This is a genomic window from Vibrio tubiashii ATCC 19109 (assembly GCF_000772105.1).
Classification (GTDB): domain Bacteria; phylum Pseudomonadota; class Gammaproteobacteria; order Enterobacterales; family Vibrionaceae; genus Vibrio; species Vibrio tubiashii.
This window is the reverse complement of record NZ_CP009355.1, coordinates 1,583,336-1,600,892: the sequence shown is the minus strand read 5'-3', so window position 1 is coordinate 1,600,892 and position 17,557 is coordinate 1,583,336. Positions and strand designations below refer to the sequence as shown.

The 17,557-nt window shown below is 44.8% G+C and carries 15 protein-coding genes; 6 read left to right on the top strand and 9 right to left on the bottom strand.

The window, feature by feature from the left end; genetic code table 11:
* Positions 1–50 precede the first annotated feature (50 nt).
* Complete coding sequence (locus IX91_RS22385) at positions 51–1,028, top strand: arginine deiminase-related protein (protein ID WP_004743925.1); 978 nt, start codon at positions 51–53, stop codon at positions 1,026–1,028.
* Positions 1,029–1,088: 60 nt separating this feature from the next.
* Here the strand turns inward: IX91_RS22385 and IX91_RS22380 are convergent, their stop codons facing one another.
* On the bottom strand, positions 1,089–1,754 hold the full coding sequence (locus IX91_RS22380; RefSeq protein ID WP_004743924.1) for a Crp/Fnr family transcriptional regulator: 666 nt from the start codon (positions 1,752–1,754) through the stop codon (positions 1,089–1,091).
* A 193-nt stretch (positions 1,755–1,947) separates the two neighbouring features.
* Between IX91_RS22380 and add the strand changes: the two genes are divergently transcribed.
* Entirely contained in the window at positions 1,948–2,940 is a 993-nt protein-coding gene (add, locus tag IX91_RS22375; RefSeq protein WP_004743923.1) for an adenosine deaminase, read from the top strand.
* A gap of 76 nt (positions 2,941–3,016) precedes the next feature.
* Here the strand turns inward: add and IX91_RS22370 are convergent, their stop codons facing one another.
* From IX91_RS22370 to IX91_RS22350, 5 genes are all read right to left on the bottom strand, one after another.
* Entirely contained in the window at positions 3,017–5,173 is a 2,157-nt protein-coding gene (locus IX91_RS22370) for a TonB-dependent receptor (protein WP_004743922.1), read from the bottom strand.
* Between the two features lie 293 nt (positions 5,174–5,466).
* Positions 5,467–6,423, bottom strand: a complete 957-nt coding sequence (locus tag IX91_RS22365; protein WP_004743920.1) for a GntR family transcriptional regulator — start codon at positions 6,421–6,423, stop codon at positions 5,467–5,469.
* A 198-nt stretch (positions 6,424–6,621) separates the two neighbouring features.
* A complete protein-coding gene (gene fhuB, locus IX91_RS22360) occupies positions 6,622–8,619 on the bottom strand; it encodes a Fe(3+)-hydroxamate ABC transporter permease FhuB (RefSeq protein WP_004743919.1) in 1,998 nt (665 codons plus the stop codon).
* Positions 8,619–9,512 carry an iron-siderophore ABC transporter substrate-binding protein gene (locus IX91_RS22355; protein ID WP_004743918.1) on the bottom strand — a complete coding sequence of 298 codons (894 nt, stop codon included), beginning with the start codon at positions 9,510–9,512 and terminating at the stop codon, positions 8,619–8,621. Before IX91_RS22355 ends, fhuB begins: the two co-directional genes overlap by 1 nt.
* Before the next feature lie 17 nt (positions 9,513–9,529).
* Positions 9,530–10,297 (bottom strand): ABC transporter ATP-binding protein, encoded by a 768-nt coding sequence (locus IX91_RS22350; protein ID WP_004743917.1) that lies wholly within the window; start codon positions 10,295–10,297, stop codon positions 9,530–9,532.
* A gap of 153 nt (positions 10,298–10,450) precedes the next feature.
* Between IX91_RS22350 and IX91_RS22345 the strand changes: the two genes are divergently transcribed.
* Entirely contained in the window at positions 10,451–11,659 is a 1,209-nt protein-coding gene (locus IX91_RS22345) for an MFS transporter (protein ID WP_004743916.1), read from the top strand.
* Here IX91_RS22345 and IX91_RS22340 read toward each other — a convergent pair.
* Both IX91_RS22340 and IX91_RS22335 read right to left on the bottom strand, forming a co-directional pair.
* A complete protein-coding gene (locus tag IX91_RS22340) occupies positions 11,656–12,387 on the bottom strand; it encodes a siderophore ferric iron reductase (protein ID WP_004743915.1) in 732 nt (243 codons plus the stop codon). The genes IX91_RS22345 and IX91_RS22340 overlap by 4 nt on opposite strands.
* 138 nt (positions 12,388–12,525) lie before the next feature.
* Positions 12,526–13,446 (bottom strand): DUF368 domain-containing protein, encoded by a 921-nt coding sequence (locus IX91_RS22335; protein ID WP_004743914.1) that lies wholly within the window; start codon positions 13,444–13,446, stop codon positions 12,526–12,528.
* A gap of 654 nt (positions 13,447–14,100) precedes the next feature.
* On the opposite strand from IX91_RS22335, the gene gltS reads away from it, so the two are divergent.
* Positions 14,101–15,327 carry a sodium/glutamate symporter gene (gene gltS / locus IX91_RS22330; RefSeq protein WP_004743913.1) on the top strand — a complete coding sequence of 409 codons (1,227 nt, stop codon included), beginning with the start codon at positions 14,101–14,103 and terminating at the stop codon, positions 15,325–15,327.
* A gap of 59 nt (positions 15,328–15,386) precedes the next feature.
* Here the strand turns inward: gltS and IX91_RS22325 are convergent, their stop codons facing one another.
* On the bottom strand, positions 15,387–16,121 hold the full coding sequence (locus tag IX91_RS22325; protein WP_004743912.1) for a flagellar brake protein: 735 nt from the start codon (positions 16,119–16,121) through the stop codon (positions 15,387–15,389).
* A gap of 171 nt (positions 16,122–16,292) precedes the next feature.
* Here IX91_RS22325 and IX91_RS22320 point away from each other — a divergent pair, with 171 nt between their 5' ends.
* Both IX91_RS22320 and IX91_RS22315 read left to right on the top strand, forming a co-directional pair.
* A complete protein-coding gene (locus IX91_RS22320) occupies positions 16,293–16,574 on the top strand; it encodes a GNAT family N-acetyltransferase (protein WP_004743911.1) in 282 nt (93 codons plus the stop codon).
* A gap of 2 nt (positions 16,575–16,576) precedes the next feature.
* Positions 16,577–17,542, top strand: coding sequence for an aminoglycoside phosphotransferase family protein (locus tag IX91_RS22315; protein ID WP_004743910.1), 966 nt, complete (start codon positions 16,577–16,579; stop codon positions 17,540–17,542).
* Positions 17,543–17,557 lie beyond the last annotated feature (15 nt).

The window sequence follows — 17,557 nt, the reverse complement described above, 5'->3', positions numbered from 1 at the left end:
ATTATGCCTACAATTGGCAGTAATGAGTGAGATTAATTGAGTCTGTCACAATGTTGAAACAGAAAACCCTACTACAGAAGAATCAATCAACAGTACAAAACGCTAATTGTGTGGTGATGGTGCCACCAAAAGAGTTTGCGTTTAATGCCGAAACGGCGCAGGACAATGAATTCCAACACCAAGTTTCTCTGTCTACCAGCGAAGTACGCCAAAGTGCGATGCAAGAGTTTAACGCCATGGTGGCGGAGTTGCGTCAAGTGGGTGTTCAAGTGGTGGTCTATGATTACCCATTGGGTGAGGTAGAAACACCTGATGCAGTGTTCCCAAATAACTGGTTTAGTACGACTGCCAGTGGTGAGCTATACACCTTCCCGATGGCGTGTAAAAACCGCCAGCAAGAAGTTAAAGTCGATGCATTAGTCGAAACGCTTGAAAGTGCAGGTCGCCCGGTGCAATCTCAAGACAGTCTTCTGTCATATCTAGAGCAAGATGCGCATCTTGAAAGTACAGGCGTGATGGTAAAAGATCATGTCAATAGAACCGTCTACGCTGCGCTTTCTCAACGTTGTGATCGTGAAGTACTGGAAGATTATGCTGAGCGTATTGGTTACGATCGAGTGGTTTCGTTCCAGACTGCATTGCCGTCAGGTAAGCCGATTTATCACACTAATGTGATGATGGCGATTGGTGAAAGCTTCTGCGTTATTTGTGATGAGGTCATCCCTGAATTTGAGCGTCGCTTTGTCATCAAGTCATTAGCGAAGGACAAGCAGGTGATTTCGATTTCACTAGAACAGATGAATCAGTTCTGCGGCAACATTTTACAGCTTGAAACGGTTAACGGTGAAAAAGTGATTGCGATGTCTCAATCAGCGTTTGATGCGTTTTCTCCAGCTCAACGTGCTCAACTGTCGAGCCATGGTAAGTTGCTGCCATTTAACGTTAAAACGATTGAAAACATTGGCGGTGGTAGCGTTCGTTGTATGTTAGGTGAAGTGTTCTTACCAACACGTACCAACAACCTATAAGCTTCAAGCGAATTTAAAAACCAAATGGGCACCTCATCGGTGCCCATTTTAGGTTTAGTGCTATTGATAGTACTGTCCTAGATAGTCGGTTAGCTTGTCGATATCAACGGGCACTATCTCAGAGCTATCTACGCCTTTCTTGACCAATCCTTCCTTAATCAGTTCGTGGATAATGCGTGTATAGGCTCTTTCCGTGCAGCCGAACCTTTGTGCTTCTTGGTACATATAACTGTGTCCCCTAGTGTGAGTACCAGAGGTATATCGACTGATCATATCCTTGATGATATTGAACTTTAGCGGATAGAGAGAACGTTCCATCGCAATATGCATGGTATTTAGGTAGATGTTCGACATGCGGTGGCTCATCCAAAAGGCCACCTGTGCATCTTCAAGCAGGAACTCAGCAAAGCGCTCTTTTGGGATCACGGTCAGCTGAGCATCTTGTGTTGCAATGACACTAAATGGGCTGGGCTTATCAGAGAAGAACTCCATCTCACCAAAGAAGTTATCTTCCAGATAGTAGTCCCCTAAGCTGAGAGTTTTCCCATTCTCTGCGGTGTGCAGCACTGAAAACTGCGCCGCTTCTGTCCAATACACTTCATTGACTTCGCTATGTTGGCGAATGATGAAATCGCCTTTGCTGACGTGCAAGGTTTTGTACTGTTCACGTTTCACTAGTTGGCGGATCTTATTCAACCCGTCACTTAAAATCTTATTCTTATCCATAGTGAATTTGCTTTGCTTAACATTGATTTGGCTATTTTGGCGTGCGACCGGACAATTGTCGTGTTATATATCATCGTTAATCATATACCATGAGTTTTATCGTTATCAAAACAAATGATTAAGTGTCATTACCGCCACTTTGGTGTGTTGAGCTACGCTTACTCAATAAGCAGGAAAGTTAGGACAAAAACAGATGAACTACTTTGATCTCCCTAAAATCGATCTTCATTGTCACCTAGATGGCAGCCTTCGCCCGCAAACTGTGCTTGATTTAGCCGCTGAAAATAACATTGAGCTGCCTAGCCAGAATGCCGAAGAGATCAAAACAATGATGATTGCGCCGGAAACTTGTCCTAACCTGCAAGAATACTTAGACCGTTTTGCACTGCCAATTAAAGTGATGCAAACCGCAGACAGCATTGAACGTATTTCTTTCGAGCTGTTCGAAGATGCTGCAAAAGAGAACGTGAAGTACCTTGAAGTACGTTTTGGTCCTCAGCTGCATACCCAACAAGGGCTGACTTACGCAGAAATCATTGAGAGTGCGGTCAAAGGCATGAAACGTGCTGAAGCGCAGTACGATATTAAAGGTAACTACATTCTGTCATTGGTGAAACTACTACCCATCGATTCAGTTAACGACATTATTGACGCCGGCGCTCCTTTGTTAGGTAAAGGCGTTGCTGCGTTTGACTTAGCGGGTGCTGAGCTAGACAACTTTGCTCATGAATATGTTGAGTACACACAGTATGCGCGTGATAAAGGCTACCGCATCACCATTCACGCGGGTGAGCAAGGCTGTGGTCAAAACGTTTATGATGCCATCGAGCTGCTAGGTGCAGAGCGTATTGGTCACGGTGTAGCAATCAAAGATCATGCAGAGGCTTACAAACGCGTTAAAGAAGATGTGGTTGGCCTTGAAGCTTGTCCAAGCAGTAATGTTCAAACCAAAGCGATTCCAGAGCTTAAGCAGCATCCACTGAAAGAGTTCCACAACGACGGTCTAGCAGTCACGATTAACACAGACAATCGCACTGTATCAAACACGACGATGACCGATGAAGTGCAAAAGGTGATGGAGCAGTTTGAACTTACCGCTGAAGATTACAAACAGATCTATACAGCGAGTGTTGAACAGTCTTTTGCTTCTGATGAAGTGAAAAAACACTTAATGCAGTACGCATAAATCACTAGGTCAACAGGACCTAGTAGATAAAACAAAACCGCCGAATAGGGCGGTTTTGTTGTATTGGCGGCTTTGTTTAGAACTTAACTTGGTAGTTAAGAGTGTAGGTACGTCCACGACCTTTGTAATCATAAGCCGCTGATTCATAGTGCGTAGAGTAGATGATTTGCGCACGTTGACCCCAAGCTGTGGTGTAGTCTTTATCAAATAGGTTTTGAATACCAAAACCTAGGCTACCTACTGGAAGCTGGTAGCTACCGACCAGATCAAATAAGGTATAGCCATCTAGCTTGTTGTTTGAAGCATCTTCATAGTCAAACATGGTTTGGCTTTGCAGTTTTACCGCAAGATCTGCGTCGTACCAACCTGCCCAAGCATTGGCCTTAGAAGTACTTGCATAGCCAGCATCGTAGTCTTCCCAGCCATTATCGCCTTTCACTTCAGATACTACATAGTGACCGGAAGCACCCAACTGAATATTGTCATGAACCCAGTAAGACGCCATTGCTTCTAAACCGTAGACACGTTTCTTATCTTCGATTTCTTCGATAAGCAGTGTTGTTTTATTGTACTTAACATTCTTGTCTGATTGAGAATAGTAAGCCGCAGTTTGTAAGTTTAGATCGCCTGTATCTAAGCGGTAACCTAACTCAAAACTGTTGGTCTTAATCCCTGACATTTTTGATTCGTTGACGTTAATGCTGTCATTTAGTTGCCAATGATCTCCAACCAGTGTGTAGTTACCTTGTCCGTAGTACTTAGCAGGATCAGCAAGATCAAAGCCTTGTGAGAAGTTTGCCCATACTTGAGAGTCACTGTTTAGGTGATAAATTGTTCCCAAGTTAAATAGCGCGACGCCGTAATCTGTTTTACCACCAGGAACTGCATCTGCTGAAGTACCACTACCTGCGGCAATTTTTTTCTGTTGAGTATAACCAACAAAATCATCAATCTTGTTTGACATGTATTGGTAGCGTACACCACCTTCGACTGTCCAATCTTCAGTGATTGAGTAGTCTGCTTGAGCAAAAGCGGCAACTGAGCTGACTTCAACTCCCGGGTAACGACCAACTTGGGCATAAGTCTTATTGATTAGGTTGCCAGAATTATTGGCAATGGTTGGATCATACAGTGCTTGGTTACTTTCCAACTTGTCTTGATAAGCATCGACACCATAAACAATGTTAAATTTATCGAAGTTTTTCGCGAGCGCTGCTTTAAGTGAAATGACATCTGTAATCTGTTGACCAGAAGACTGGAAATAAGGAGTGTAAGTCTGGTCTTCTTTGCGGTATGACGCTTCTGCGATGAGCTGATGGCCAAGGAATTGCTCATCCACGTAAGAGGCGCTAAGCATAATGCGCTCCGTACCGTGTTCACGATCAGAATCAAAACCTTTACGTACATCTACAAAGTCGCTACCGACAATATACAGACCATATGGCGAGTCTTGTTGGCTATCATAGTACTGCGCAAGAAGATTCAGCTTTTTGGTGTCTGAAACATTAACACCTACTGTTGTTAGAAAATCTACAGTCTGATTAAACTGTAGCGAGCCCTGTGAGATATCTGGAGTAACGATGGTGCCATTGGCATCGAAGAAGCCCTGGGTCTCTGTGTATACGACAGAAGTACGTGCTTGAACTTTTTCATTGCCGCCCGAAATAGACTGTGCAAGTTTGTAGTCAAAGTCTTCACTTGAGTTAAGATCAGATGTACCACCTACATAGGATTCAAACTCTAACTCTTCGCTTTGCGCTTTTTTGGTGATGATGTTAATCACACCGCCTGAAGCGCCAGCACCATATATTGACGTAGAACCGGAAAGCACTTCGATACGATCAATATTGAATGGGTCGATTGAATCTAGATGGCGGCTGATAGAGCGCGAAGATTGCAGAGAAACTCCGTCGATCATCACGAGCATCTTACGTCCGCGAAGGTTTTGACCTAGATTAGTACGGGCACCGCTGCTGACATCCAAAGATGGAATTGCCGAAGCTAGAATATCACCAAGAGTCTTACCACCGCGGTATTCTTGTTCAATTTTCTCTGAATCGATATACCAAACCGTACCAGGAATATCGCTGATCGCTTTAGGCGTACGACTGGAGACAACCACCATTTTGCCTTCAGTTGTGTATTCTTGTGCTTGGGCTGTAAACACTGTGCTTGCTGCGGCGATCGCTAGCGCAACAGTGGATAGAGGGAACTTCCCTTTACTCGCTTTCATTATTTTCTCTATGTTTATCAATACAAAGCTGCGCAAATTAGTATTTGGCGGCAAGACTGTTTTGTTATTTCTAAATAAGAATCATTATTATTGTATTTCTGCAGCGAAAGTGCAATATGCCAATGCGAATTATTTTCTTTTAGCTCAATAACGGGTTAAGAACGGCAGCTTGTAGAGGACAAAAGAGTCGGTAGCGCTGAAGTGTATGGTGACTTCAGCGCGGGTTTATGAGTAAAAACAGATTTGGGGTGGGATAGAAAAACAAGGCAGCTGTAATTGGGCTGCCGATTTGATTAGATGTCTATGTCAGCAATACTGGTTACGAGCTTTTCTCGTTCTGATAGCGAAAGGTTGACTACATTGCTATAGGTACGCTGCATGACGCGAATATCATTTTCTAATAGTTGAGTGAGTTTAACTGACGCGCCTTGGTTGTCGCCTGCCAATACAAGCTCGATGATATCCAGGCGGCGTTGACAAGACTTGGTGACAGAAGATTGAATATGCATAGACACGAGATCGGTCGCTTTACGCATTCGATTATGTTGCTGCATATTGCCAAGCAAGAAGCGATTACCAGAACATGCGGCAAGCCGCTCATGAAATTGTGCACTTAAGTTAAATAAATCACTTGCGCTCACTGCATCAGGATCTTGAATCGCTTTAAGGTGATGGTCGCGACACTCCTCTAGCGCGTGGCGGTCGAGTGACCAACTCGGCTCAAGAAGGCCGGCAGGTTCGAAGATAAGTCGACATCGGTAGCTCTCGGTGTGTCGTTCAAGCGTGTTGAGTACGCCATCTAGATGCCATTTATAGCCGGGACTGCGGCGCAAGATGCCATCACTTTCTAGTAGGCGGAGTACACTTTGTATTTCACCTCGGTTGGCGTTGTAGCGCTCTTGAAGCTCTTTCTCGGAAAATGCCGCGTCGATATCACCGAAGAACAGATCCATGAGTAGTCTCAGGTAAAGCTTCTCCTGACGAGATTCTTCTTTATCGGAGGCATCATCAGATTTGATGGCTTGCGCATCAAGCTGTAAGACAAAGCCTTTATAGGGAACTGCTTTCGCGATACCTAAAGCAGTCATATAAGTGAGCACAGCGCGCATCGGCGTTCTTGAGACTTCAAACTGTTGGGCTAACGAAGATTCGTTCAGGCTGTCGCCAACTTTTGCATGCTCCGCTTTGAGCTTGCTGATGACTTTATTGAATAAATCTTGCTGAAGTTTAGTAATTGCTGTCTTTTCCATGAGTGACAATTTGTAGTGTTCTTGCCCCCATAGTAATCATAAATTCATCTCATTACCATTAATTGTATTTTTGCAGCCAAAATACAATTTAATGAATTTGGAATAAGTAACAAATAGATAGGGCGTTTCAATAGAGAGGAGGAGTTGCCACAGAAGACCAATACATTAGCCTCCTATGGCGAGTTGTGGTTCTAGAGGCTAACGTCTCATTAGGTAGAGGAAGTAGCCGCCACCAATCAAGGACGCAAGCAGTCCAGCAGGGAACTGCCAAGGGAACCAAAGTGTTCGTCCTATCCAATCCGCCAATACCATGATGGTTGCCCCGAGTAAGGCTGCGGTGAGCATTTGCGGAGTTGCTCGATATTGGTGAAGTGAACGCGCCATGTGCGGAGCCAGTAGGCCAATAAAGCTGAGTGGGCCAATCACTATGGTGCACAGTGTCGTTAAGGCAGCAACCAGTAACAGAAGCACCAACCTAACCACTGTGGCGTTCATACCAATACTATTCGCCGTGACTTCACCCAAGCCAATCAACTCAATCCAACGATTGAGAGATAGCGCAATCGCACCAACGAAGGTGACACCAATCGCGAGTAGTACAACGTCACTGTTTGCCACTAAGTAAGTCGATCCAGATAGCCAAGTGAGCAGTGCAGACGCGTTATCATGGCCTGAGCTCATTGCGATTCTGAGTAAGGCATCTAAACCTGCACTTAAGGCTATACCCGTCAGTAGGGTTTGTGTTGGGGCAAAATTGTGTTTTCTACCCATTAACCATACCACTGCGGTTACCGAAACCGCGCCAAGCGTACCGAGCAACATTTGTTGTTCTCTGCCCACTGCGATACCAAACAAGGTGCCGAGAACCAGTGCGAGCGCTGCACCCGAACTAATCCCTAGCACTTCTGGGCTAGCCATTGGGTTGTTAGAGATACGCTGAATTATCGTTCCTGCAAATGCTAAACCTATTCCCGCAATCAGCGCGACAAGTACGCGTGGTGCTCGCAGTTCAAACATTGCTTGGTTGAAACCAAGACTCCAACCAAACTGATTCTTACCGACCATAATCGCGAAGAGAGAAATCGCGATGAGTGCAACGGTCAGTGCAGCCAAAATATTGCGAGTGCTGACTAATTTGTAATGCTCGACATGTTCAGAGCGTGCTTTAAGGTCGGATTGCAGCTTAGTTCGTTGTAGTAGCCACAACAAAAAAGGCGCGCCAATTAAGGCTGTCATCGCGCCTGTCGGTAACAGCTCTCCACCGACACCAGAGAAAGGTTGGATCACTAGATCAACAGTGAGCAAGATACCACTACCAATAGCGCCACTGGCTAGAATTTGTTTGGCAAGGGCTCTAACGCCAAGCATTCTGGCGATAGCTGGCGCAACGATACCGACAAAGCCAATTAAGCCCACTTCACTGACCACTGCAGCGGTAATGAAGATGGCTAACGATAAGCAGAGCAGTTTGATCTGTTTGATATTCACGCCCAACGATGTAGCGACATTGTCACCAAATTGGAGTGCGGATAATGGGCGCTGTAAGACTAAGAGCAAGCTGGTAGGTAAGAGAACCAAAGGCAACAGCATTTGAGTACTCGACCAGTCATTCTGATTCAGCACGCCCGCTCCCCAGACAAAAATACTGGTAAGTCGCTGCTCATGGAGCATTAATAACATGGTGTTGAGTGAGCCTAAAAAGAGGCTCACCACCATACCTGCAAGCACCATATGCAGTGGTGAAAAGCCTCTAGCGGAACTTAAAACAAACACCAGTCCGGTTGCGAGGCAGCCACCAATAAATGCTGGAACAAAAGCAGGGATGACAAGGTTGGCAGGGATTAACAAAATACCCAGCACCATGCCCAGTTCAGCACCTGCCGCGACGCCTAATGTTGTTGGAGAAGCGATCGGATTGCGCAAGACAAACTGCATAACACAACCGGCAACGGCGAGTGCAAACCCACAAATGATCGCGACAGCCAGTCTCGGCAAATAGGTTAAATGGGTGATGAGATGCTGATAATTGGCAGAGTCAAAATGAAAAATGGTGTCCCAAATGAGGCCAATACCTTGTGAATAGGGAGCGGTTATTTGCAGCAGAGAGCCAATGATCAAAACAGCAGCGCTGAATAACGCTGCTGTTTTAAAACTTAATCGACCGTTAGCTTGGTTTGCGATCTTTAAGGTATTCATTATTGTTGGATGAGTTGCTCGGTAATGTGGTCACTAAATCTTTGTGCTGCGATCAGTCCACCAAAAGTCCAAATTGCAGGAAGCTCGTAAACAGAATCTGTACGAGTGAACTCCATCGCTTGCCAAAGAGGAGACTTCGTAAGTTGCTGACGTTCTTCTTGTTTCAAAGGACCAAAAATCATGACGTTGGCCTTTTGATGTTCGGCCAGTTTTTCTGTTCCTGTTGTGGTGAAACCCCATAGATTGGTTTGCTCTTGCCAATCATTCTTTAGCCCCATCGCGCTGATAGTGTCTTGCGCCAGAGAACCTTGGCTGTGAATACGCAGTGTTTTATCGTTAATGAATCGCGCAAACAGTAGTGGCTTGTCTGCCTTTCCGGCTGATACAACTTTTTCTCCGTTGTTCGCAAGGCGTTGGTCCGTTTGCTCGATCACTTGCTTGGCACGTTGCTCTTTGTCGAACAGTTTACCCAAAGAGGTCGTAATAGATTTTGCTGACGCTAATGGTTGCTTTTCTTCACTATAAACACTGTAAACGAGAACTGGTGCAATCTTATTCAACTGCTCATAGGCAGCGGCCATATGCTTGCTGATTAAGATGACATCGGGTTTGATATCCGTGAGTAACTCTAAATTAGGTTCGCGGCGCGAGCCGACATCGATCACATCAAAATCTAGGCTTGGCTCAACAACCCATTGCTGATAGCCGTTGGTATCGGCGACACCTTCGAGGTCAACGCCAAGGCTGAGTACCGTTTCGGTCAGTACCCAATCTAGTGCCACGACTTTCTTCGGTGTCTTTTCAAAGGAAGCTGTTCCCATTTCGTGGGTAATATCGAGCGCGTAGCTATTGAATGCCAATGCTGCAGAGAGCATTACTATGAGTTTTTTCACAACAGGTTCCTTCTTGTTTAAGGGATGTAGCTGATCGGTTTACCCGTCTTAGGGTGTTCGAACAACGCGAGCTCCATACCGTATATTTTCATTAACGTCTCTGGCGTCATTAGTTCTTGAGGAGAGCCAGCGGCAATGACTTTTCCAGAGTGGAGGGCGACCAGATGATCGCTAAACTTAGCAGCCATGTTGACATCATGCAGTACCATGATCACCGTTAAACCCATCGATTGGTTGAGCTCTCGGATTAAGGCTAATAGTTCATGTTGGTGGGCGACATCCAAAGCCGAAGTCGGTTCATCAAGCAAAATACATTGGCTTTGTTGAGCGAGCAGCATAGCGACCCAAGCTCTTTGCCTTTCACCACCTGATAAGGTAGCGACAAATCGCTCTGCAAATGGTGTTAAGCCAACTTTCTCAATCGCTTGGTCGACAATGGCGTAATCTTCTTTTCCGTAACGACCAAATGCCCCTTTCCACGGGTAGCGTCCAAAACAGACCAACTCGCGAACGGTGACACCGTCAGTGATCGGTGGATGTTGAGGTAAATAAGCCACTTTATGAGCGAACTCTAAACTTGAAAACGAAGAGACGAGTTGTTGGTTAAACAAAACTTGCCCATGAGTTGGCGCATTTTGACGACTAAGAAGTTTAACTAAGGTCGATTTACCACAACCATTGTGACCAAGAAGTGTTGTCACCTTCCCCGGAGCAAAATCGAGCGTAGTGGGAGATAGGATAACTTTACCGTCGATTTCGAACGACGCATCGACAAGTTGATACATAAGTAAAATATGAAGTTGAGTTATTGGCTTTAAGCCGCTAACTTTATCACGCCAAAAAAGCAATGAGAATTATTTTCACAATCAATAACTCTATCATTAATTATATGGATTGCTCATTGCTGACTTTTATAACAACTACAATGAATTACAAATATGTCGGTTTTACACAGCAAAAAAGCTCAACTGTGGGCAATCAGTTTAGCAGCAGCACTCATGGGTATTGGTCAAAATGGCTTGCTCGTCTCGCTCCCTTTCTTAGTTGAGCGCTCCGCATTCAGTTTACCTACTTGGTCGATTCTTATCGCGATTGGCAGCTTTCTGTTTTTGCCCTCGGCACCTTACTGGGGGAGGTATAGCGACAAACGTGGTCCGAGAAATGTGGTTGTCCAAGCGTTATGTGGAATGGCGATCAGTTTCGTGCTCTTGTTTCTATTTTCCATCTTAAGTGAGCATCAGCCTCATATGGTAATGCTTTGGTTAGTCGGCTTGATACTCGCTCGGATTATATACGGTTGCACTGTATCGGGAATGGTTCCCGCTTGCCAACATTGGGCAATCCTTTTGTGTGGTGCAGAGAATCGATTACAAGCCATCACGAGTATCAGTATTGGGTTGAGCGTGGGCAGGCTTGTTGGGCCATTGGTCGCGATAGTCGCTTTAAAGTTTTCTCCCTATGCACCATTGATGCTAATGATCGCGCTTCCTCTTATCGCGCTCCTCGCGGTGCTTTTTCAGCCAAAGCCTCAACATGGTTTAGAGAGTAAGAAATCGGCTGAGGCTTTATCTTGGTTGCCGAATAAATCTTTCATGCCTTATCTAGTGAGTGGTTTGCTACTTTGCACGGCGATAGCGCTGTTACAGTACAGCTTCACCCCGCTGATGAGTTCGGTAACCAGTTGGTCGACGGCTCAAATCAGTGACGGGATTGGGGTGCTGTTGACGATTAGCGCCGCGTGCACGTTTACCGTTCAGCTGCTAGTTGTTAAAAACAGAAAAATCACGCCAGTGAAAATGTATCGACTCGGAGCGTTGGGCTTGCTGTGTGGCTTGGTACTTTTCCTCTTACCCAATATCTGGCTGTACGCTTTAGCGATGGCAATTGCCGCGTGCGGAGCTGCTCTACTTGTTCCCGCCTATACTTCTGAGGCGACTGAAAAGCATAGTGATGCCCCAGGCTCCGTGGCGGGTTACATCGCTATGTCACATACTATTGGCTATGGATTAGCGTCGTTACTGGCGTTCACCGCAACCATTAACGCTTTGTATCCTATTTATTTGTGTATCGCGTTTTCGGTGCTGATAGTCGCAACCGCTTATTTGGTTACCAAGAGCCCCTCTAAAGACGTTTCCGAGCTGTCTTAACGTTTATTGTCCGGGTGCCGAGGGCAGTCAGTACAGAGTTCCCGTCCTTGGCACTTATAGACTAAGCAGCAAGAAGTTCGCACGAAGACGAGTTGCTTTGATGCTTCGTCGTAGCTAAGTGAGGCCATGAGTTTTTCAGGAAGATTGCAGGCGGTTAACCATTGTCGAGCTTGACCAATCAAATACTCTCCGGGAAGGTCGGGAGCAAATTGACTTAACTTAACTAAACAACCGAGTACCCCATCAGCAAACAAGTGATTAGTAAATCCAGGTCGGATGCGGGTCCAAATACTCATCTCTTGGCGGAAATAATCAAATAGAGCATTGAGCTCTTTGCCCGCATGTTCAATCAGTTCTTGTTCAGTCCCCTGAAAGTAGTCTTCACTATCAAACTGATAACCGCTGATAAAGTTTGGCTGAACTTGCTGACCAATCGCTGACAGCTTAGGTAAACCTTGGCAAGAGTAGATAGCAATAAAAGCGACATAAATAGGCTGCCAACAAAGCAGTGTCCAAGTACGAGCCAGCCAGTACGGTGCCCCGGCTTCGGGATGCTCTAGTTGCAGTCTTTCGTACAGTTCACGAATATGTTCTGAACTGGAGCGATCGATATGAATGAGCGGATGCTCGGCATTGACCTCAGCTAGAGGTTTTATTGCGCCGTTTAGATAAGGGGTGACTTGCTGTGAGTGTTCGAAAAGGTGCTCAAAGAACGAATGGCCACTCATATTGTTGTACTTATTCCGTTAAATCAGTGAGCCAAGAATAAATAAATCCAACCTTTATTACAATTGATTATCATTACGAAAGTTTCTAGTGGTAATAAAAAACGGCTTCAATAGAAGCCGTTTTTTCAAAGTGAATGATTATAGATCTCGATTTTCAGCGAACTTCTCTAAGCCTAAGACTAAGCCGATTGCACACAGCATTAAGACAATAGCAATGCCGAGTTGAGACGGTTGAGAATTCAATGCTTCAAAGGCTGAAGGTGATAAGTTGTGCTGAATCAGAGGAACTTGCTCACCGCTTGAATTTGTACGCCAACTGATGGTCTCTTTCCACGGCCAGATTTTAGGTAAAGTACCGAGCATTAAACCAGTCAGAAAGACGAGAGTAAGATCTCTGAAGCGCTTTAGAAGCCAAGAAAGAACGTGAGAAAAGCTCAGTAAGCCCAAAACGCAGCCTGTTAGGAATAAAGCAAGGATAGGAAGGTCAAAGGATTTTACCGCTCCTAATACTGGGGTGTACATACCAATCAATAACAAAATGAAGCTGCCGGAGATGCCTGGTAGGATCATCGCACAAATTGCGATGCCGCCCGCGAGCAGCACATTGATGCTGGTTGGCTCAAGTTGGAGTGGATTAAGCACCGTAATGCTGTAAGCGAACGCTACCCCGAGTAGTAAGAAGACGAGTCGACTTAAGCTTCTTTGTTCAATTTGCTTAAGCATATGGAACACAGACACCAGAATCAGTCCGAAGAAAAACGACCACAGCGGAATCGGATGAGTGACCAGTAGCCATGAGATCAGTTTAGCGAGGGTCGCGATACTGGTAAGCACACCACCAAACAGGGCAATGAGAAATAAGCCATTGATATGCGCAAATGCCGCTTTGAAACCGTCGCGCTTCCAGATGCCAATAACACTCGGGTTAATACGACGAATACTTTCAAGCAAGGTGTCGTAAATACCAGTAATAAATGCGATGGTCCCGCCTGACACCCCAGGTACAACGTCTGCTGCGCCCATGGCCATGCCTTTAAGAAAAGTAGTTAAGTAGTTCATTCTTCGTGATAACTAAATTTAGGTGCCAAGAGTATACCGACTCTTATGTAGAAAAAGTATGAAAAATCAACGTTGATAAATGTGTTTATAGGAACATGGTTTAATATGTTTTTGCAAATAATTGCAAAATGCAATTTTCATATTGCATTTTGGGAAGTAAAACCGCCCAAAAAATGCGGTGTAAGACAAAAATAACGTGGTTTTAAAGTTGGCACGCTAACTGCATTACTAAAAGTGACCCTTATTAAGCCGAGGGTCACCTAGCCAACTGACGTTGTTAGTGAATGTAATTTGTTCACACTATATATAAGCCAATCGCAACATTGCGGTTGGCTATTTTTTTGCCTAAAACCTTGTCAATCTTTATCTCGTCTGAGTGTGTAAAGCTAATATCTAGCGCACGTTTACACCCTCTTAAGTAGTGTTTTTAAAGTCAATACTCGACAAATGGGCGCAAGTTTATTAATAATGCCCGCTTTCTTTTCGCAACCCAGACTAATATTTGTAGGGTTAACTGTTGAAACGAGCATCTTGAGGCTGTTTGTATAAGGACAAATTTCAATAGAAAAATTGAATCAATGAGCATAGCTCCACAGGGTCAATGAGGACTCTGGACTCGTTAGGGAAGATGAGTGAATCAAAAAAAGAGGTTATATGAATCAGATAATTTCAGTTGGACCACTAGAATCTTTCTTAATCGCTATTAGCGTTTTATTCTTAGGGCACTTCGTCAACTCTAAACTTCCTGTCTTAAAGAAGTTCAATATCCCTGAGCCGATTGTCGGTGGTCTTATCGTAGCTGTCATCATCACATTAATGCATTTCAAAGGCATAGACTTAGAGTTCTCTCTACCGCTGCAAGAAGTGTTTATGTTGATGTTCTTTAGTACTGTTGGCCTTGCGGCTAACTACACCCAGTTGATGAAAGGGGGTGCTAAAGTCTTTATCTTCTTAGCCGTTGCGTCTTTTTATATCATTATCCAAAACGGTGTGGGTGTCTCTATGGCGACCGCTTTGGGGCTTGATCCTTTAATGGGCTTGATTGCAGGCTCTATTACGCTTTCTGGTGGGCATGGTACTGGCGCGGCTTGGTCGCAGACATTTGCTGATAGTTTCGGCTTATCTAACACGCTTGAAATTGCCATGGCATCGGCCACATTTGGTTTGATCATCGGCGGTATTATTGGTAGTCCAGTCGCGCAAAAGCTGATCAACAAGAATGGCTTTGAATCTGAGTACGGCACGGGTACACAAACCCATGAACGTTTTCCAGAACTCGTGACTTACAATGAATATGAAGAAGACAAAGTAACCGCAAAAAAGGTTATCGAGATTTTGTTTATCCTTCTCATCTGTGTGACGGGTGCTAAATACCTAGAGCAGTGGGTCAGCAGTTTTGAAATCAGTTGGCTGATGATCCCTGACTTCGTCTATGCGTTGTTCATTGGTGTGTTCATTACCAACCTATTGGAAGTGACTAAGACACATAAAGTGGACGCAGAGACCGTGGATATATTAGGTACGGTTTCTTTGTCCTTGTTCTTGGCAATGGCTCTGATGAGCTTGAAGCTTTGGAACATCTTTGACTTAGCAATTCCGTTTTTAATCATTCTGGCTGTGCAATCTGTTGTGTTAGGTGTTTTCTCGTACTTTGTCACGTTCAAAGTGATGGGTTCAAACTACGACGCGGCTGTTATTGCTGGTGGTCACTGTGGCTTTGGCCTAGGTGCTACACCGACAGCAGTAATGAATATGGGGTCATTGGTGAATAAGTTTGGTCCGTCACCACAAGCATTTATGGTGGTGCCAATTGTCGGCGCATTTTTCATCGACATTGTTAACTTGATTATCCTACAAGGCTACATTTCATTTATTGGTTAATGAGTGGCTAGATATGAAAACGCCCTGCAAATTTGCAGGGCGTTTTTTTATTCGCCTGGTTATCTTAGCGTAAGCTTAGTGCCATCAAATTTTAAATGACCGAGTAGCACTTTGGCATTCTCTTTTCCGTCGTCAGTAAACGCAACACCATAGCGAGCATAATGTAATGAGCGCTGTAAGTTGCACACTTTGCCATACAGAGGAGCGAACTCAGCCCCTTTTTGCGAGCTTAGCTGAACGTTTAAAGCGATTTCATCACCAATTTGAAATGGGCGACTCAATGGTGCAGTGATAAAGCGACAACCACTTTTCGACAGGTCACGAATTTCACAATCGAGCTTATGAGTCTCTGCAATCACTCTAGCGGCTAGATTTACATCAAAGCGAGGCTCTTTACGCAGTTGGGTAACTTGCATCGTTTGAGGAACGGACAGCGTGAAAATAGGTACTGGCGCTTTTAACACATGCTGTAGCTGCCCTCGAAAGTGAACAATAGCGCCTTCACCTCTTGGTGAAATCGCTCGAATGGTTGCCCAAAACCCTTCTTGGAAGAAAAAGTTCAAGTCGTCTTCTGAAAGCTTTGGTAATTCGGCCAAAATAACATTGCCAGAGTGAGTACCAATAAAAGACGTTTTACAGCGAAACGTTGTTCCTACGGGTGTTGTAATGCCAATAGTCAGCTCCCCACCATGTTCAATCATAGCGAGTGCATCAGTACTATTTAAAGTAGAAACATTTCTATCACTTGCAGAGCGAGTCGGTTGCTCTTTAATTGCTGCTGCTTGGGTATTCATCTAGCCTCCGTTGTTCCCACCATGTTATTGTTTTTGAGGCAGGTGAATATATGACATCCTCATGACAATTATAGACATTTGGATAATTTCAATTCTATGTTTGCTTGGCGGTATGTTCAAACATCAAATCACTCAATAAACTTGAGCTAAGTATCATTTTCAGGAGTCAACATGTCTCATAAGGTAATTTTGGATGAAGTAAACTCACAGTTTCGTGTTCATCTTGAGGGAGATCACTACGCAATCGTGAAGTTTGAAGACAAAGGTGACGTGTACGCGATCACCTCGACCAAGGTACCAGAGGTGCTTCAAGGTAAAGGTTACGGGAAAGTGATGATGGAAGCGGTTTTACCGAAAATCGAACAACTTGGTGTAAAGGTAGAGCCGATTTGCAGCTATGTTGTGCATTACTTGAATCGTAATGCTCAGTGGTCTCATCTCAAAGCAGACTAACAATGCAGTACAATTATCAACCGCTTGTTTCAGAGCTTGGCTACTCAACGCTGCATTCATTAGATGTTCTGCAAACCTTATGGGGTGGCTATGGCGAACTTGTTCGCCTTTATGTCGATAATACGAGCGTTATCGTTAAGCATGTTCTGCTGCCAAAACCCAAGCATCATCCAAAAGGCTGGAACACTGATGTCTCGCACCAACGTAAACTTCGTTCGTATCAAGTCGAACTGAACTGGTATCAATTTGCAGCGAAGCGATGTCACGCCAAAGTCCCGACGACGTTGATGGTTAAGCAACCGGAACAAGAGCTGTTGTTGGTGATGGAAGATCTCAAGCAAGTGGGTTTTACCGAAGTCGTTACAACGCCAAGTCAGCATCACTTAAGAGCCTGCCTTGGTTGGCTTGCCGACTTTCATGCTCAGCATATCGGTCATCAAGGCGAGGGACTGTGGGAAGTTGGTACCTATTGGCATTTGGCTACACGAGCTGATGAGTTACAAGCATTGAGTGATGTGGGGTTGAAGGCTAGAGCTGAGCAGATAGATAGTGTGCTTCAAAATGCTCTTTTTACAACGCTGGTGCATGGCGATGCGAAATTAGCAAACTTCTGCTTCTCTCCTGATGGCAAAAACGCAGCAGCGGTTGATTTTCAGTACATAGGTAAAGGGTGTGCGATGAAAGATGTCGCGCTGTTTATGAGCAGTGCGGTAGAGCCACAGCAGTGTGCTGAAATGGAAGCTTGGATTCTGGATGAGTATTTCGCTGCTCTACGACTGGCCTTGCAGACACATCAACCCCATTTGTCTGCCGAAGAGGTTGAAGCGGCTTGGCGACCTCTGTTTGCTATTGCTTGGGCGGATTTTCAGCGATTTGTGAAAGGTTGGAGCCCAGAACATTGGAAAATCAATGACTACACCGAGCGTTTGAAAGATCGCGCTCTAGAAATGTTAAAGGCTTACCCTTAGGTAAGCCCTATTTTG

Excerpts from the sequence above, each read along its gene's own strand:
- add (WP_004743923.1), top strand. The coding sequence starts at position 1,948 with ATGAACTACTTTGATCTCCCTAAAATCGATCTTCATTGTCACCTAGAT.
- IX91_RS22345 (WP_004743916.1), top strand. The coding sequence starts at position 10,451 with ATGTCGGTTTTACACAGCAAAAAAGCTCAACTGTGGGCAATCAGTTTA.
- fhuB (WP_004743919.1), bottom strand. The coding sequence starts at position 8,619 with ATGAATACCTTAAAGATCGCAAACCAAGCTAACGGTCGATTAAGTTTT.
- IX91_RS22385 (WP_004743925.1), top strand. The coding sequence starts at position 51 with ATGTTGAAACAGAAAACCCTACTACAGAAGAATCAATCAACAGTACAA.
- IX91_RS22325 (WP_004743912.1), bottom strand. The coding sequence starts at position 16,121 with ATGAATACCCAAGCAGCAGCAATTAAAGAGCAACCGACTCGCTCTGCA.
- IX91_RS22380 (WP_004743924.1), bottom strand. The coding sequence starts at position 1,754 with ATGGATAAGAATAAGATTTTAAGTGACGGGTTGAATAAGATCCGCCAA.
- IX91_RS22370 (WP_004743922.1), bottom strand. The coding sequence starts at position 5,173 with ATGAAAGCGAGTAAAGGGAAGTTCCCTCTATCCACTGTTGCGCTAGCG.
- IX91_RS22320 (WP_004743911.1), top strand. The coding sequence starts at position 16,293 with ATGTCTCATAAGGTAATTTTGGATGAAGTAAACTCACAGTTTCGTGTT.
- IX91_RS22335 (WP_004743914.1), bottom strand. The coding sequence starts at position 13,446 with ATGAACTACTTAACTACTTTTCTTAAAGGCATGGCCATGGGCGCAGCA.
- IX91_RS22340 (WP_004743915.1), bottom strand. The coding sequence starts at position 12,387 with ATGAGTGGCCATTCGTTCTTTGAGCACCTTTTCGAACACTCACAGCAA.
- IX91_RS22315 (WP_004743910.1), top strand. The coding sequence starts at position 16,577 with ATGCAGTACAATTATCAACCGCTTGTTTCAGAGCTTGGCTACTCAACG.
- IX91_RS22365 (WP_004743920.1), bottom strand. The coding sequence starts at position 6,423 with ATGGAAAAGACAGCAATTACTAAACTTCAGCAAGATTTATTCAATAAA.
- IX91_RS22350 (WP_004743917.1), bottom strand. The coding sequence starts at position 10,297 with ATGTATCAACTTGTCGATGCGTCGTTCGAAATCGACGGTAAAGTTATC.
- gltS (WP_004743913.1), top strand. The coding sequence starts at position 14,101 with ATGAATCAGATAATTTCAGTTGGACCACTAGAATCTTTCTTAATCGCT.